Genomic DNA, 16,194 nt, shown 5'->3' with positions numbered 1-16,194 from the left:
ACTCCTGGATGGGCCCACTGCGCACGCGAAAGCGCACGGTGACGGAGCTGCTACGCTCAAGCTGCAATCCGCCGAGATGACCGCATCATCAAGCTTTTATCCAGTTGTTCGACGTCTCTAACCGACGCACTCATGCCCACCAGCGCCGCGTGTCTTTTACGCTGTGTTTTCGCCGTTTTTTTGCGGTTCAGAGGGGGAAATCGGGCTGAAAAAATCTGTAAACGACGTCACCGACACTGGATGCGACCATCCCTGTACTGGATACGACGCACCCTGTAGGCGTCAGATTTTCACTGGTACATGATCATATCGACTCGATTGCAAGGCGACGTGGTAGAGCTGTCTCCAGAACGCCATCCAACCGCAACCTATAAGTGCGGTGGTCCAGTCGGAACACTGCCAAAAAAAACACCAAGGAGTCCATCCATGAAAGGTTCCCCGTCGTTGTTGTTGGCCGCCATGCTTAGTCTGCCGGTTCTGGCGCAAGCCGCAGAACCGGCGCAATGCAGTACCGTAAACTTCTCCGATGTCGGCTGGACCGACATCACCGCGACTACCGCGACCACCAGCGTTGTGCTCAACGCCCTCGGCTACAAGACCAAGACCACCATGATTTCCGTGCCCGTGACCTACAAGTCCCTGGCCGACGGCAAGAACATGGACGTGTTCCTGGGCAACTGGATGCCGACCATGGAAAACGACATCAAGGCCTACCGCGATGCCGGCACCGTGGAAACCCTGCGCACCAACCTCAAGGGCGCCAAGTACACCCTCGCCGTCCCTCAGGCGCTGTACGACAAGGGCCTGCATGACTTCGCCGACATCGCCAAATTCAAGAAGGAGCTCGACGGCAAGATCTACGGCATCGAGCCTGGCAACGACGGCAATCGTCTGATCCAGAGCATGATCGACAAAGATGCCTTCGGCTTGAAGGCCGCCGGCTTCAAAGTCGTCGAATCCTCCGAAGCCGGCATGCTGTCGCAGGTCGACCGCGCGCAGAAACGCGACACCGCCGTGGTGTTCCTGGGCTGGGCGCCGCACCCGATGAACAAGCGCTTCAAGATTCAATACCTGACCGGTGGTGATGACTTCTTCGGCCCGGACTTCGGTGCCGCCACCGTAGCGACCAACACCCGCAAGGGTTACGCGCAGGAGTGCGGCAACGTTGGTCAGTTGCTGAAGAACCTGGAGTTCACCGTCGACATGGAAAGTGAACTGATGGGCAACATCCTGGACGACAAGATGAAGCCTGACGCGGCCGCCAAGGCCTGGTTGAAAAAGAATCCACAGGTGCTCGATACCTGGCTCGCTGGCGTGACCACCATTGACGGTAAACCTGGCCTGGAGGCCGTGAAAGCCAAACTGCAGTAATCGCTTATGCCGGGCAGGTTCGCCTGCCCGGGCTGTTTATTTCCTTGCATGCGGACGTTCACTACCATGCTGATTGATCAGAAAATACCCCTAGGCCAGTACATCGCGAGCTTCGTTGAATGGTTGACGCAACACGGCGCCAGCACCTTCGACGCAATCGCCGTGACACTGGAAACGATGATCCACGGCGTGACGTTTGCGCTGACCTGGTTCAACCCGCTGGCATTGATCGGCCTGATCGCACTGCTCGCCCACTACATCCAGCGCAAATGGGGCCTGACCGCCTTTGTCGTTGCCTCCTTCCTGCTGATCCTCAATCTGGGGTACTGGCAGGAAACCATGGAAACCCTCGCCCAGGTGCTGTTCGCCACCCTGGTCTGTGTGGTCATCGGCGTGCCGCTGGGCATCGTCGCCGCGCACAAGCCGATGTTCTATACTTTAATGCGTCCGGTACTCGATCTGATGCAGACCGTACCGACCTTCGTATACCTCATTCCTACCCTCACCCTCTTCGGGCTGGGTGTGGTCCCGGGCCTGATCTCCACGGTGGTGTTCGCGATTGCCGCGCCCATACGCCTGACTTACCTGGGTATCCGCGATGTTCCGGAAGAATTGATGGACGCCGGCAAGGCCTTTGGCTGCTCGCGCCGTCAGTTGCTTTCACGAATCGAACTGCCCCACGCCATGCCAAGCATCGCGGCCGGCATCACCCAGTGCATCATGCTGTCCCTTTCGATGGTGGTGATTGCGGCACTGGTGGGCGCCGATGGCCTGGGCAAACCGGTGGTCAACGCACTGAACACTGCTGATATCGCCCTGGGCTTCGAAGCAGGCCTGGCGATCGTACTGCTGGCGATCATGCTCGACCGTATCTGCAAACAACCCGACGCCAAAGTAGGGGGTGATGCATGAGCATTATTCGCTTTGATAACGTTGACGTTATCTTCTCCAAGGATCCACGCGAGGCCCTCAAGCTGTTGGACCAGGGCATGACCCGCAACGAAATCCTGAAAAAGACCGGGCAGATTGTCGGCGTTGAAAAAGCCAGCCTGGACATCGAAAAAGGTGAAATCTGCGTACTGATGGGACTGTCCGGCTCCGGCAAGTCCAGCCTGCTGCGCTGTATCAACGGCCTCAACACCGTCAGCCGTGGCAAGTTGTTCGTCGAGCACGAAGGCAAGCAGATCGACATTGCCTCGTGCACGCCGGCAGAACTGAAAATGATGCGCACCAAGCGCATCGCGATGGTGTTCCAGAAGTTCGCCCTGATGCCTTGGTTGACCGTTCGCGAAAACATCAGCTTCGGTCTGGAAATGCAGGGTCGTCCCGAGAAAGAACGCCGCAAACTGGTGGACGACAAGCTTGAGCTGGTGGGCCTGACCCAGTGGCGCAACAAGAAACCCAACGAGCTGTCCGGTGGTATGCAACAACGCGTGGGCCTGGCTCGCGCACTGGCGATGGACGCCGACATTTTGCTGATGGACGAACCGTTCTCGGCCCTCGATCCACTGATCCGCCAAGGCCTGCAAGACGAGCTGCTGGAACTGCAACGCAAGTTGCACAAGACCATCGTCTTCGTGAGCCACGACCTTGATGAAGCGCTGAAACTCGGCAGCCGTATCGCGATCATGAAGGACGGCCGGATCATCCAGTACAGCAAACCGGAAGAAATCGTCCTCAACCCGGCGGACGACTACGTGCGGACCTTCGTAGCCCACACCAACCCACTGAACGTGTTGTGCGGCCGCAGCCTGATGCGCAGCCTGGACAACTGCAAACGCATCAACGGTTCGGTATGCCTCGATCCGGGTGGCGATTCGTGGCTGGACCTGGCCGAAGGCAACACCATCAAGGGCGCTCGCCAGAACGGGTCTGCGCTGGACTTGCAGAACTGGGTACCGGGTCAGGCCGTTGAAGGCCTGGGTCGTCGACCAACCCTGGTGGACTCGAACATCGGCATGCGCGATGCGCTGCAGATTCGTTATCAGACCGGCAACAAACTGGTGCTGCACGATAACAACCATGTGGTGGGGATTCTTGGCGACAGCGAGCTGTATCACGCACTGCTCGGCAAGAACCTGGGGTAAGGCAACAGACACAAAAACGCCGCGAGAGAATCGCGGCGTTTTTGTTTGTGCAGATATTCAGCTGTAAACAGAGAACCCTGTGGCGAGGGGGCTTGCCCCCGTTCGGCGGCGCCGCCGTCGTAAATCCGGATAATGCGGTTTATCTGAACTACTGCGGTGTATGGGTTTAGGGTCGCTGCGCAACCCAACGGGGGCAAGCCCCCTCACCACAATTAGAACTGCGGTGCAATCACTGCACCGCAACCCCTTCACACCTTAGCTATAAACCCGGCCAAGGAGCTGCCGATGGCTTTCAAACTGATCGAGCACGTCACGGGTGATCTGATCCTGGGTGAAGCCCATCAAGTCGTAGTCCTGGCTGCCGTTGTGCAGGTACACCTCGGCGCGATAGAAACGCTGACGCGCTTCATCGACCTGCGCCGACTCGGTTGGCGTCGCCAGATACCCGTCCAGGCTCACTTCGTAGACGAAAGGGTTGCCCTCTTCCATCTCAACCCGTACGCCCATGCAGCGCTTGGACTTGCCCAGAAGTGTCTGCACTTGCAGGCCTTGAGCACGCATTTGCGCCGTCGCATCTTCCAGCGCCGGGCTCACTTGCTTGTCCATGAAACGTTGCACCACCGATTGGCTCGGCTGCAGGTCCAGTTGGGTCAAACGCTCGCTGAAACCACGGCGACCGCGTGCCGCCAGTTCCGCCTGCTCCTGTTCGATCTGCACGTCCTGGCGCATGGCCTTGTGCAAGCCGAACATGAAGAAGACCAGCACCACCGAGAACGGCAGACCGGCCAGCACCACCATGGTTTGCATGGCTTCGAAGTTGCCGGCGAACAGCAGGCCGATGGTCACCAGGGTGATCACCGCCGACCAGAAGATCCGCAGCCAGTGCGGCGCGTCTTCGTCGACATTGCCGCCCTTGCACGAAAGGTTGGCCATCATCACCGCGCCGGAATCCGCCGGGGTCAGGAATAGCACGAAACCGACAAAGATCGACACGCCGATCACAACCTTCGACGCCGGGTAATGCTCAAGCAGCTGGTAGATCGCCATGGACGGCTGTTCCAGCGCCGTCTTCCCGAGCTCCACCGCCCCATGGTTCATCACCAGGTCCAAAGCCGAGTTACCGAAGATCGACAGCCACGCCAGGGTGAAGCCCAGCGGAATCAGCAGAACGCCGGCTACCAGTTCACGCACGGTGCGGCCACGGGAAATACGCGCGATGAACATGCCCACGAATGGCGCCCAGGAAATCCACCAGGCCCAGTAGAACAGGGTCCACAGGCCCAACCAGCGGTCGGATTTCTCACTGTCGCCTTCGTACACATAGAGGTCGAAAGTCTTCAGCACCACGCCGTTCAGGTAGTCACCGACGTTCTGTACGAAGCCGTTGAGCAGGTGCAGGGTCGGGCCGAACAACAGCACGAAAATCAGCAGGCCGCTGAACAGCACGATGTTGAGGTTGGACAGACGGCGGATGCCGTTTTCCACACCCGACACGGCAGCGATGGTCGCCACGGTGCTCATCACGATGATCACGATCAGCAGGTTGGTGTTGCTGTGTTCCATGCCGAACAGGTTTTCCAGCCCCGACGACACTTGCAGCGAACCGATCCCCAGGTTCGTCACCAGCCCCAGCAGGGTCACGAACATGCCGAAGCCGTCCACCGCATGCCCGGCAGCGCCCTTGACCCAACGCTCGCCCACTAGCGGATACAACGCCGAACGCAACGCCAGCGGCTGGTTATGCCGGTAGGCAAAGTACGCCACGGCCAACCCCACCAGCGCGTAGATCGCCCAGCCATGCAGGCCCCAGTGCAGGAATGTCAGCTGAACCGCCTGACGGGCGGCAAGGTTGCTGCCGGCCACGCCTTCCGGTGGGTTGAAGTAGTGGTCCAGGGGCTCCGACGCACCGAAGTACAGCAACGAGATGCCGATACCTGAGGAGAACAGCATCCCCGCCCAGGCGCCGTAGCTGAAGTCCGGGGTGTCGTCCTTGCTGCCCAGTTTCAGTTTGCCGTAGGACGAAAACGCCAGGCCGACGACAAAGATCAGGTAGGCGGCAATCACCACCATGTAGTACCAGCCGAAGCTGCGGGACAACCAGGCTTGCGCCGTACCCAGCATTCTGCCGGCCTCTTGCGGGGCGATGATCAGAATGGCGGTCAACAACAGAATCAACGCGGTAGAGGTGTAGAACACCCAACCGTTGACCGTCACCTTCTCGGGTGGGGTCTTTATTAGCGAGGCAGAACTCATGGCACAGATGCTCCGGGCAGTGCGAGAGAAGAACGCAAGACAAACGTGTTACCCGACCAATCGATTAGTGGGCAGCCGACCGGCGGGTGATATAAAGACACCCCGAAAAAAGCCCGAAACCCCTGGAGCGCCGCAGCGCGTAGGTTTCGAGCCGTTTCAGTTGTCGTTTTTTCCGCCACTGCACGTAGGAAAATTCACAGGCAGCGACGATTTGTCGCAGATCTTATTCTTTGTTGATTGAACGTTCAATCAAAACAAAATAGACTGGCCTTCAACCCGGTAGCCGTTCCACGTCCACCGGAAGGCCTAAGGAGATGTGCAAGATGCCCAAGGTCGGTATGCAACCCATCCGCCGCCAGCAATTGATCGAAGCCACTTTGCAGGCCGTCGATCAGGTCGGAATGGGGGACGCCAGCATTGCGCTGATCGCCCGTTTGGCCGGTGTCTCGAATGGCATCATCAGTCACTACTTTCGGGACAAGAACGGCCTGATTGCCGCCACCATGGGGTACCTGATGACCGTCCTGAGCGAGAACGTCACCCTGCGCCGACAGGCGCTGAGAGATGACAGCCCGCGGGCGCATCTGCAGGTGATCATCGAAGGCAACTTCGACGCCAGCCAGGTCAATGGCCCGGCAATGAAAACCTGGCTGGCCTTCTGGGCCACCAGCATGCACCAGCCGTCTTTGCACAGGTTGCAGCGGATCAACGATCACCGTCTGTATTCCAACCTGTGCTGCCAGTTCCGCCGCGTGCTGCCGCTCAATGATGCGCGCAGTGCCGCCCGAGGCCTGGCAGCGTTGATCGACGGGTTGTGGTTGCGCGGCGCGCTGTCGGGAGATGCTTTCGACACCGAGCAGGCGCAACAGATTGCTTACGAATACATGGATACCCAACTGGCCAAGCGGGTGAGTTAGAGCACACATAAACGCTCAACCACCGAACGCGCCAGCCACTTAATGCTCTTGCGAGGACTTTATGGCCCGTTTCGAACTGCAAAAACTCTACATCGATGGCGCGTACAGCGACGCCAGCAGCGACGCCACTTTCGAAGCCATCAACCCGGCTAACGGTGAAGTCCTCGCAAAAGTGCAACGTGCGACCAAGGAAGACGTCGAACGCGCTGTGGTGAGCGCCGAAAAGGGCCAGAAGATCTGGGCCGCCATGACCGCCATGGAGCGTTCGCGCATCCTGCGTCGCGCCGTGGAAATCCTGCGCGAGCGCAACGACGAACTGGCCGCCCTGGAAACCCTGGACACCGGCAAGGCCTACTCCGAAACCCGCTACGTCGACATCGTCACCGGCGCTGACGTGCTGGAGTACTACGCAGGCCTGGTACCGGCCATCGAAGGCGAGCAGATTCCGCTGCGCACCACTTCGTTCGTCTACACCCGTCGCGAGCCGCTGGGCGTCGTGGCCGGTATCGGCGCGTGGAACTACCCGATCCAGATCGCCCTGTGGAAATCCGCACCAGCCCTGGCGGCCGGTAACGCGATGATCTTCAAGCCAAGCGAAGTCACCTCGCTGACCACCCTGAAACTGGCCGAGATCTACACCGAAGCCGGCGTGCCAAACGGTGTGTTCAACGTCCTGACCGGCAGCGGCCGTGAAGTCGGCACCTGGCTGACCGAACACCCGCGCATCGAGAAAGTCTCGTTCACCGGCGGCACCGACACCGGCAAGAAAGTCATGGCCAGCGCTTCGAGCTCTTCGCTCAAGGACGTGACCATGGAACTGGGCGGCAAATCGCCGCTGATCATCTGCGACGACGCCGACCTCGATCGCGCCGCCGACACCGCGATGATGGCCAACTTCTACAGCTCCGGCCAGGTTTGCACCAACGGCACTCGTGTGTTCGTACCGGCCCACCTGAAGGCCGCTTTCGAAGCCAAGATCGCTGAGCGCGTTGCGCGCATCCGCATCGGCAACCCGGAAGACGAAAACACCAACTTCGGCCCGCTGGTCAGCTTTGCGCACATGGAAAGCGTGCTGGGCTACATCGCCAAGGGCAAGGAAGAAGGTGCCCGCCTGCTATGCGGCGGTGAGCGCCTGACTGACGGCGAGTTCGCCAAAGGTGCGTTCGTGGCGCCGACCGTGTTCACCGACTGCACCGACGACATGACCATCGTGCGTGAAGAAATCTTTGGCCCGGTAATGGCGATCCTGTCCTACGAAACCGAGGAAGAAGCGATCCGCCGCGCCAACGACACCGACTTCGGCCTGGCCGCCGGTATCGTTACCAAGGACCTGAACCGCGCCCACCGCGTGATTCATCAGCTGGAAGCCGGTATCTGCTGGATCAACGCCTGGGGCGAGTCCGACGCGAAGATGCCGGTTGGCGGCTACAAGCAGTCGGGTGTCGGCCGTGAGAACGGGATCAGCTCGCTGAACAACTTCACCCGCATCAAATCGGTACAGGTCGAGCTGGGCGATTACAGCTCAGTGTTCTGAGCAGCGGCAAGCCACAAGCTTCAAGCGGCAAGCAAGGGCAAAAGCCTTGCTTGCCCACCGCTCTCATTTCAACCAAGCCCCGCTTCGCTGCTTCTACTTGCAGCTTGAAGCTTGAGGCTTGCAGCTCACGGAGGCATTCAATGTCCCAAGAATTCGACTACATCATCATCGGTGCCGGCTCGGCCGGTAACACCCTGGCGACCCGTCTGACCGAAGACGCAGGCGTCACTGTCCTGCTGCTCGAAGCGGGCGGCCCGGACTACCGTTTCGACTTCCGCACGCAGATGCCGGCCGCTTTGGCGTTCCCGCTGCAAGGCCGTCGCTATAACTGGGCCTACGAAACCGATGCCGAGCCGCACATGGACGGTCGTCGCATGGAATGCGGTCGCGGCAAGGGCCTGGGCGGTTCTTCGCTGATCAACGGCATGTGCTACATCCGCGGTAACGCCATGGACTACGACGGCTGGGCGAAACTGCCAGGCCTGGAAGACTGGTCGTACCTGGACTGCCTGCCGTATTTCCGTAAAGCGGAAACCCGCGACATCGGACCGAATGACTACCACGGTGGCGACGGCCCGGTCAGCGTGACCACGCCGAAAGCCGGCAACAACCCGCTGTTCCACGCCATGGTTGAAGCCGGCGTGCAGGCCGGTTACCCGCGTACCGAAGACTTGAACGGCTACCAGCAGGAAGGCTTCGGCCCGATGGACCGCACCGTGACACCGAAAGGTCGTCGTGCTTCCACCGCCCGTGGTTACCTGGACGTCGCCAAGAAGCGTTCGACCCTGACCATCGTCACCCACGCCCTGACCGACAAGATCCTGTTCGAAGGCAAGCGTGCGGTCGGCGTGCGTTACCTGGTCGGCGCCGCTGAAGAGCGCGTTGAGGTCAAGGCGCGCAAGGAAGTGCTGTTGTGCTCCGGCGCCATCGCTTCACCGCAGATCCTGCAACGCTCCGGCGTCGGCCCGGCCGAGCTGCTGAACAAGCTCGACATTCCGGTGGTCCACGACCTGCCGGGCGTCGGTGAAAACCTGCAGGATCACCTTGAGCTGTACCTGCAATACGCTTGCACCCAACCGGTCTCCCTGTACCCGTCGCTGCTTTGGTACAACCAGCCGGCCATCGGTGCCGAGTGGCTGTTCAACGGCACCGGCATCGGCGCCAGCAACCAGTTCGAAGCCGGCGGTTTCATCCGCACCCGTCCGGAATTCGAATGGCCGAACATCCAGTACCACTTCCTGCCGGTAGCGATTAACTACAACGGTAGCAACGGTGTGAAAGAGCACGGTTTCCAGGCGCACATGGGCTCCATGCGTTCGCCGAGCCGCGGGCGCATCCAGGCCAAGTCCAAGGACCCGCGCCAGCACCCGAGCATCCTGTTCAACTACATGGCCACCGAGCAGGACTGGCAGGAATTCCGCGACGGCATCCGCCTGACCCGTGAAATCATGCAGCAACCTGCACTGGATGCCTTCCGTGGTCGAGAGATCAGCCCAGGCATCGACGTGCAGAGCGACGAGCAACTGGACAAGTTCATCCGCGAGCACGCCGAAACCGCGTTCCACCCGTCCTGCTCGTGCAAGATGGGCACCGACGAAATGGCCGTGGTCGATGGCGAAGGTCGCGTGCATGGCATGCAAGGCCTGCGGGTGGTCGATGCGTCGATCATGCCGATCATCACCACCGGCAACCTCAACGCACCAACGATCATGATGGCCGAGAAAATCGCCGACAAGATCCGTGGCCGCAAGCCGTTGCCGCGCAGCACCGCCACTTACTATGTGGCGGGTGAAGCGCCGGTGAAGGGCAAGCCGGTGCGGGAATTGAGCCAGATCGCTTAAGGCGTTACACCGCGTTACGGCTATTCGCGAGCAGGCTCGCTCCTACAGGTTTCAGGTTGGATTGCAGATTTGTGATCCACCCTCAACCACTGTAGGAGTGAGCCTGCTCGCGATGAGGTCCTGACAACCCGCACACATCTTCCGGACAAACCCAGCAATCCCTCTCTCCACAGATCCAAACTTGATCCTCCCCCCTTGCAGGCCTAATCTAGCGCCACGCAATCGTTTCACCCCTCCCCTCGCAACACCGCTCCATCGCCACTCCATACCCAGGAGGTTCACGAATGTTCGATTTTTACCCCCAGCTCAAGCAGCGCTTCGCTGCCTTGCGCACGGGTGCCGAATTCTTTTCCCTGCGTTATGTGCGCGAATCCGGACAGTACCTGTCGGTGCGCAAGAACGTCGCCGAACCGCCAAGCCTGAGCCGTGACGAAGGGGCGATGCTGACCGTGCGGGTTAATGGCGTCGAGGCCTATGCGGCCACCAACGACCTGTCGCAACAGGGCCTGCAAGCTGCCCTCGAACGCGCCGAATTCCAGGCCCGTCGACTCAAGCCCCACGCCCTGCTGGACCTGCGCGAACAAGCCGTTTCCAGCGACCGCGCCGATTACTTTTCACCCAACCTCGACCAGGCCTTTCCGCCCCTGAGCGACTGCTTCCAGTTGCTCGGCGCCGAATCCGCCGCCGTGCCCAAGGACGACCGCCTGGTAAACTGGCAAGTCAGCCTCGGCATCACCCACGTCGAGCAGATCTACCTCAACAGCGCCAGTGCCGAACTGCGCCAGGCCCAACGCTTTGTGTACCCCGGCCTGGACGTCACGGCCTACGACGGCAACGACAGCCAGACCCGCAGCCTTGGCCGCGAAAACTTCGGCCAGCAAGGCGCGGCGGACGTCATCAGCCGCTGCGGCCTGATCGGTGCCGGTGCCCAGGTGGCCGATCAGGCCCTGCAGTTGCTCCTGGCGCCAAACACCCCGCAAGGCAAACGCGACCTGCTGCTGATGCCCGACCAGATGATGCTGCAAATCCACGAGTCCATCGGCCATCCGCTGGAACTGGACCGCATCCTCGGCGACGAGCGCAACTACGCCGGCACCAGCTTCGTCAAAGCCAGTGATTTCGGCCGCCTGCAATACGGTTCCGGCCTGCTCAACGTGACCTTCGACCCGGACATCCCCGAAGAACTCGCCAGCTACAGCCATGACGACGACGGCACGCCTGCCAGCAAACAGTTCCTGATCCGTGAAGGCCTGTTGCTGCGCCCGCTGGGCGGTGCGTTGTCGCAATTCCGTGCCGGTATGGAAGGCGTCGCCAACAGCCGTGCCTGTGGCTGGAACCGCCCACCGATCGACCGCATGGCCAACCTCAACATCGAACCGGGCGATCAGTCCATCAAGCAGTTGATCGGCGGTATCGAAAACGGTGTGCTGATGTCGACCAACCGTTCATGGTCGATCGACGATGCGCGCAACAAATTCCAGTTCGGCTGCGAATGGGGCCAACTGATCGAAAACGGCGAACTCAAGGGCGTGGTGAAGAACCCCAATTACCGGGGCATCTCCGCGCAATTCTGGAAGAGCCTCAGCGCCGTCGGCGATGCCACTACCCTCAAGGTCCTCGGCACACCGAACTGCGGCAAGGGCGAACCGAACCAGGTGATCCGCGTCGGCCACGCGTCACCGGCCTGCGTGTTCAGCAACGTTGATGTATTCGGAGGAGACGCCTGATGAATCCTTCAAACAGCCAGTCCGCGTCGTTCAAGGCGCTGGTCAACAGCCTGCGTGAAGCCCTGCGCGAGCCCGAGCAGTTCACCCTCAGCTACGCCGCCGAGTCGTCGGCCTTCGTGCGCTTCAACCACGCCAAAGTGCGTCAGGCCGGTCAGGTGCAGCAGGCGAGCATCGGCCTGAAACTGATCAACGAAGGCCGCCATGCCGACCTGAACATCACCCTGGCCGGCGATCCCCAGGTTGATCTGCAACGTTTGACCGAAGGTCTGCAACAGCTGCGGGAAACCTTGCCGCTGCTGCCTCAGGATCCTTACTTGCTGCTCAACTACAACGGTTGGCAGAGCAACAACGTGCAGTCGCATCCGCTGCCGGACACCGAGCAGGTGGTCGCGCAAATCACCCAGGCCGCCGAAGGTCTGGATCTTGTCGGTTTCTACGCTGCCGGCCCGATCAGTCGTGGCTTTGCCAGCTCTTCGGGCGCCTTCGGCTGGCATCAGGCCAACAGCTTCAACTTCGACTTCAGTCTGTTCCACGAGAATGGCCAGGCCGTGAAAGCCAGCTACGCCGGGCACGACTGGAACAGCGAAGGCTTTGCCAAACGCTTCCAGCAAGCCCGCGAGCAGCTTGAGTTTCTGGGCCGGCCGCTGCGCACTTTGCCACCCGGCCAATACCGCGCCTACCTGGCACCGGCCGCGCTGGAAGAAATCATGGGCATGCTGTGCTGGGGTGGATTCTCGGCACAGTCGATTGCCAGCAAAAGCAGCCCGCTGCAAAAGCTCTACGGTGGCGACAGCGCGTTCAGCCCGCTGGTCTCGCTGGATGAAAAAGTCAGCGGCTCGCTGAGCCCGGCGTTTTCCGATGAAGGGTATCCACGCAGCGATCTGGGGTTGATCGTCGACGGCAAGGCCGGGGCACGACTGGTCAGCTCGCGCAGCGCCGCCGAATACGGCTTGACCGCCAATGGTGCCAGCGGTGGTGAATCGCCGAGCGCGCTGAACATGAAAGCCGGGGCATTGCCTGACGCGGACATCCTCAAGCAACTGGGCACCGGGCTGTACATCAGCAACCTGTGGTACCTGAACTTCTCCGATCAACCGGCCGCACGCCTGACCGGCATGACCCGGTTTGCCACGTTCTGGGTCGAGAACGGCGAGATCCAGGCACCGGTCAGCACCATGCGCTTCGATGACAGCGCCTTCAGCCTGCTCGGTTCGCAACTGGAAGCGTTGACCGAGGAGCGGGAGTTGTTGCTGTCGGCGAGCACCTACAGCCAGCGAGCGACGGCTTCGGCGTTGTTGCCGGGGGCGTTGGTCAGCCGATTGACCCTGACGCTGTAAACGCAATATCCCGGTATACCGGGAAACCTGTGGCGAGGGGGCTTGCCCCCGTTGGGTCGCGAAGCGGCCCCAAAATCGGCAAATGCGTTTCGTCAGATCAACCACATTGCCGGATTTGCGACTGCTGCGCAGCCGAACGGGGCGGTGCGGCGTTCCGACAAGCCCCCTCGCCACAATGGTCCTTTCTAGTCCAATTGAGGTCCCATGCCCAACCGCCCACCTCTCGACGCTGTAACCGCCCGCTGGATACCCTGGGTTGTCGCCATTGCCTTCTTCATGCAGTCCCTCGACGGGACAATCCTCAACACCGCCCTGCCAGCCATGGCCCGGGACCTGGCCGAAGATCCATTGCGCATGCAGGGTGTGATCATCGCCTACATGCTCACGGTCGCCTTGCTGATTCCCGCGTCCGGCTGGATCGCCGATCGCTTCGGCACCCGGAAAATCTTCTTCAGTGCGATTTTGCTGTTCAGCCTCGGCTCGCTGCTCTGCGCATTGTCGAGCAGCCTGAGCATGCTGATCGGCGCCCGGGTGATCCAGGGCCTGGGCGGCGCGTTGATGCTGCCGGTCGGGCGGCTGGTGGTGTTGCGCGCCTACCCGCGCTCGGAACTGGTGCGGATCATGGGCTTCATCACCATTCCCGGGCTGCTCGGCCCGTTGATCGGCCCGACCATGGGCGGCTGGATGGTGCAATACCTGACCTGGCACTGGATTTTCCTGATCAATCTGCCGGTGGGGCTGGTCGGTTGCTACGCCGTGTGGAAATTCATCCCGGACCTGCGCGGTTCCGAGCGCACCCGTTTCGACAGCCTGGGCTTCGTGCTGTTTGGCGCGGCGATGATTCTGATCACCATCGCCATGGAAGGCCTGGGCGAACTGCACCTGCCGCACCTGCGGGTGATGTTGTTGCTGTTCGGCGGCATGGCGTGCCTGGCGGCGTACTGGCTGCGGGCCGGGCATATCGAGAACCCGTTGTTTGCGCCGTCCCTATTCAAGACCCGGACCTTTGCCGTGGGCATTCTCGGCAACCTGTTCGCCCGCCTCGGCAGCGGCGCCCTGCCCTTTCTGGTGCCGTTGTTGCTACAAGTGGCGCTGGGCTATTCGCCGTCCCAGGCCGGGATGAGCATGCTGCCGCTGGCCGCGGCGGCGATGATCGCCAAGTGGGTCGCGCGGCCGCTGATCGAGCGCTTGGGTTATCGCATCGTGCTCACCGGCAACACCCTTGCGTTGGGCATCATGCTGGCGAGCATGGGCCTGGTCAGCGAGCAGACGCCGTACTGGCTGCTGCTGTGCCTGCTGGCGATCCTTGGCGCGATCAACTCCTTGCAGTTCACCGCGATGAACACCGTGACCCTGATCGACCTCGACGATGCCAATGCCAGTAGCGGCAACAGCCTGCTGTCAGTGGTCGCGCAATTGTCCCTGAGCCTGGGGGTTGCGTGCGCAGGTGCATTGCTCGGTGGCTTTACGGCGGAGATTGGCAATGATGGCGTGGACACGGTTCTGGGGGCATTCCAATTGACCTTCGTGACCGTGGGAATCATGGCGATGCTGGCCGCTACGATTTTCTCGCAACTGTCAAAGAATGACGGACGGCGAGTCAAACGTCCGGAAGAACACATAGAGCCTTAGGGCGAATGGCCACCGGGCTGGTACACTGCGCGACATTTTGTTTTGCAGGCCAGTCCCGTGACCACCATCGCCACCGAATTTAATACTTTGCCGCTGTCCGCCGCCATGCTGGCTAACCTCGACTCCCTCGGTTATGCCCAGATGACGCCGATCCAGGCGCAAAGCTTGCCGGTGATCCTCAAGGGGATGGACCTGATCGCCCAGGCCAAGACCGGCAGCGGCAAGACCGCCGCCTTCGGTATCGGCCTGCTGAACCCGATCAATCCGCGCTACTTCGGTTGCCAGGCGCTGATCCTGTGCCCGACCCGCGAGTTGGCTGACCAGGTCGCCAAGGAAATCCGTCGCCTGGCCCGTGCCGAAGACAACATCAAGGTCCTGACCCTGTGCGGCGGCGTGTCCCTCGGCCCGCAGATCGCTTCGCTGGAGCACGGCGCGCACATCATCGTCGGCACCCCGGGACGCATCCAGCAGCACCTGCGCAAGGGTTCGCTGGTACTCCACGGCCTGAACACCCTGATCCTCGACGAAGCCGACCGCATGCTCGACATGGGTTTCTACGATTCCATCGAAGAAATCATCATGCAGGCCCCGGAGCGTCGCCAGACCCTACTGTTCTCCGCCACCTACCCGGTAGGCATCAAGCAGCTGGCCTCGAAGTTCATGCGCAACCCGCAGCAAGTGAAGGCCGAGGCGTTCCACGACGACACGCAGATCGAGCAGCGCTTCTACGAGATTTCCCCGGATGACCGCATGAGCACGGTGACCAAGGTGCTTGGCCACTTCCGCCCGGCCTCCTGCGTGGCTTTCTGCTACACCAAGCAGCAGGTTCAGGAAACCGTCGACCACCTGACCGCCAAAGGCATTTCCGCCGTCGGCCTGCACGGCGATCTGGAACAGCGTGACCGCGACCAGGTGCTGGCGATGTTCGCCAACCGCAGTACTTCGGTACTGGTGGCGACCGATGTCGCAGCCCGCGGCCTCGATATCGATTCCCTGGACATGGTGATCAACGTCGAACTGGCCCGTGATTCGGAAATCCACATCCACCGCGTCGGCCGTACTGGCCGCGCCGGTGAGAAAGGCCTCGCGGTCAGCCTGGTGGCGCCGTCCGAAGCGCAGCGCGCCCAAGCCATCGAGCAATTGCAGCAGACACCACTGACCTGGGATCAGGTGGACAACCTCACCTCCAAGGGCGGTGGCCCACTGTTGCCGCAGATGAGCACCCTGTGCATCGCCGCCGGCCGCAAGGACAAGGTTCGTCCGGGCGACATTCTTGGCGCACTGACCGGTGACGCCGGCATCCCAGGCGCCCAGGTCGGCAAGATCGCGATTTTCGACTTCCAGGCCTATGTGGCCGTAGAACGCGGCGTCGCCAAGCAGGCCTTGCAGCGTTTGAACGACGGCAAGATCAAGGGCCGTTCGTTGCGCGTTCGCATCCTGTAAGAACAACGTATACCCCTGTGGGAGCGGGCTTGCCCGCGATGAGGCCAGAACA

11 protein-coding genes are annotated in these 16,194 nt (G+C 61.1%); 10 read left to right on the top strand and 1 reads right to left on the bottom strand.

What is annotated here, in order from left to right; translation table 11 throughout:
• Positions 1-426: 426 nt before the first annotated feature.
• The 3 genes from KGB07_RS10030 to choV all read left to right on the top strand — a co-directional run bounded on the left by KGB07_RS10030 (position 427) and on the right by choV (position 3,458).
• A complete protein-coding gene (locus KGB07_RS10030; protein WP_046039346.1) occupies positions 427-1,371 on the top strand; it encodes a choline ABC transporter substrate-binding protein in 945 nt (314 codons plus the stop codon).
• Positions 1,372-1,437: 66 nt separating this feature from the next.
• Positions 1,438-2,283 (top strand): choline ABC transporter permease subunit, encoded by an 846-nt coding sequence (choW, locus tag KGB07_RS10025; protein WP_046039343.1) that lies wholly within the window; start codon positions 1,438-1,440, stop codon positions 2,281-2,283.
• Complete coding sequence (choV, locus tag KGB07_RS10020) at positions 2,280-3,458, top strand: choline ABC transporter ATP-binding protein (RefSeq protein ID WP_046039341.1); 1,179 nt, start codon at positions 2,280-2,282, stop codon at positions 3,456-3,458. Before choW ends, choV begins: the two co-directional genes overlap by 4 nt.
• Before the next feature lie 255 nt (positions 3,459-3,713).
• On the opposite strand, the gene KGB07_RS10015 is transcribed toward choV, so the two are convergent.
• Positions 3,714-5,654, bottom strand: coding sequence for a BCCT family transporter (locus tag KGB07_RS10015; RefSeq protein WP_223465367.1), 1,941 nt, complete (start codon positions 5,652-5,654; stop codon positions 3,714-3,716).
• Positions 5,655-6,034: 380 nt separating this feature from the next.
• On the opposite strand from KGB07_RS10015, the gene betI reads away from it, so the two are divergent.
• From betI to dbpA, 7 genes are all read left to right on the top strand, one after another.
• Positions 6,035-6,628 carry a transcriptional regulator BetI gene (betI, locus tag KGB07_RS10010; protein WP_046039336.1) on the top strand — a complete coding sequence of 198 codons (594 nt, stop codon included), beginning with the start codon at positions 6,035-6,037 and terminating at the stop codon, positions 6,626-6,628.
• Positions 6,629-6,689: 61 nt separating this feature from the next.
• The gene (gene betB / locus KGB07_RS10005; RefSeq protein ID WP_223465286.1) at positions 6,690-8,162 is read left to right on the top strand and encodes a betaine-aldehyde dehydrogenase; all 1,473 of its coding nucleotides are present in this window, start codon (positions 6,690-6,692) and stop codon (positions 8,160-8,162) included.
• 140 nt (positions 8,163-8,302) lie between these two features.
• Complete coding sequence (gene betA, locus KGB07_RS10000; RefSeq protein ID WP_046039333.1) at positions 8,303-10,003, top strand: choline dehydrogenase; 1,701 nt, start codon at positions 8,303-8,305, stop codon at positions 10,001-10,003.
• A gap of 284 nt (positions 10,004-10,287) precedes the next feature.
• Positions 10,288-11,730, top strand: a complete 1,443-nt coding sequence (locus KGB07_RS09995) for a TldD/PmbA family protein (RefSeq protein WP_046039332.1) — start codon at positions 10,288-10,290, stop codon at positions 11,728-11,730.
• Positions 11,730-13,067 (top strand): TldD/PmbA family protein, encoded by a 1,338-nt coding sequence (locus KGB07_RS09990; protein WP_046039331.1) that lies wholly within the window; start codon positions 11,730-11,732, stop codon positions 13,065-13,067. Before KGB07_RS09995 ends, KGB07_RS09990 begins: the two co-directional genes overlap by 1 nt.
• A gap of 204 nt (positions 13,068-13,271) precedes the next feature.
• Positions 13,272-14,699, top strand: coding sequence for a multidrug transporter subunit MdtD (mdtD, locus tag KGB07_RS09985; protein ID WP_046039330.1), 1,428 nt, complete (start codon positions 13,272-13,274; stop codon positions 14,697-14,699).
• Between the two features lie 105 nt (positions 14,700-14,804).
• The gene (gene dbpA / locus KGB07_RS09980; protein WP_259674431.1) at positions 14,805-16,142 is read left to right on the top strand and encodes an ATP-dependent RNA helicase DbpA; all 1,338 of its coding nucleotides are present in this window, start codon (positions 14,805-14,807) and stop codon (positions 16,140-16,142) included.
• Positions 16,143-16,194: the final 52 nt, after the last annotated feature.

It is taken from the genome of Pseudomonas sp. GL-RE-26, from assembly GCF_019956275.1.
GTDB classification, from domain to species: Bacteria; Pseudomonadota; Gammaproteobacteria; order Pseudomonadales; family Pseudomonadaceae; genus Aquipseudomonas; species Aquipseudomonas grandcourensis.
This window is presented reverse-complemented; position numbering and strand designations above follow the sequence as displayed.

Bases quoted from the DNA above. Each gene is read 5' to 3' on its own strand.
- betB (WP_223465286.1), top strand. From the start codon at position 6,690: ATGGCCCGTTTCGAACTGCAAAAACTCTACATCGATGGCGCGTACAGC.
- KGB07_RS10030 (WP_046039346.1), top strand. From the start codon at position 427: ATGAAAGGTTCCCCGTCGTTGTTGTTGGCCGCCATGCTTAGTCTGCCG.
- KGB07_RS09990 (WP_046039331.1), top strand. From the start codon at position 11,730: ATGAATCCTTCAAACAGCCAGTCCGCGTCGTTCAAGGCGCTGGTCAAC.
- mdtD (WP_046039330.1), top strand. From the start codon at position 13,272: ATGCCCAACCGCCCACCTCTCGACGCTGTAACCGCCCGCTGGATACCC.
- betA (WP_046039333.1), top strand. From the start codon at position 8,303: ATGTCCCAAGAATTCGACTACATCATCATCGGTGCCGGCTCGGCCGGT.
- choV (WP_046039341.1), top strand. From the start codon at position 2,280: ATGAGCATTATTCGCTTTGATAACGTTGACGTTATCTTCTCCAAGGAT.
- betI (WP_046039336.1), top strand. From the start codon at position 6,035: ATGCCCAAGGTCGGTATGCAACCCATCCGCCGCCAGCAATTGATCGAA.
- choW (WP_046039343.1), top strand. From the start codon at position 1,438: ATGCTGATTGATCAGAAAATACCCCTAGGCCAGTACATCGCGAGCTTC.
- dbpA (WP_259674431.1), top strand. From the start codon at position 14,805: ATGCTGGCTAACCTCGACTCCCTCGGTTATGCCCAGATGACGCCGATC.
- KGB07_RS09995 (WP_046039332.1), top strand. From the start codon at position 10,288: ATGTTCGATTTTTACCCCCAGCTCAAGCAGCGCTTCGCTGCCTTGCGC.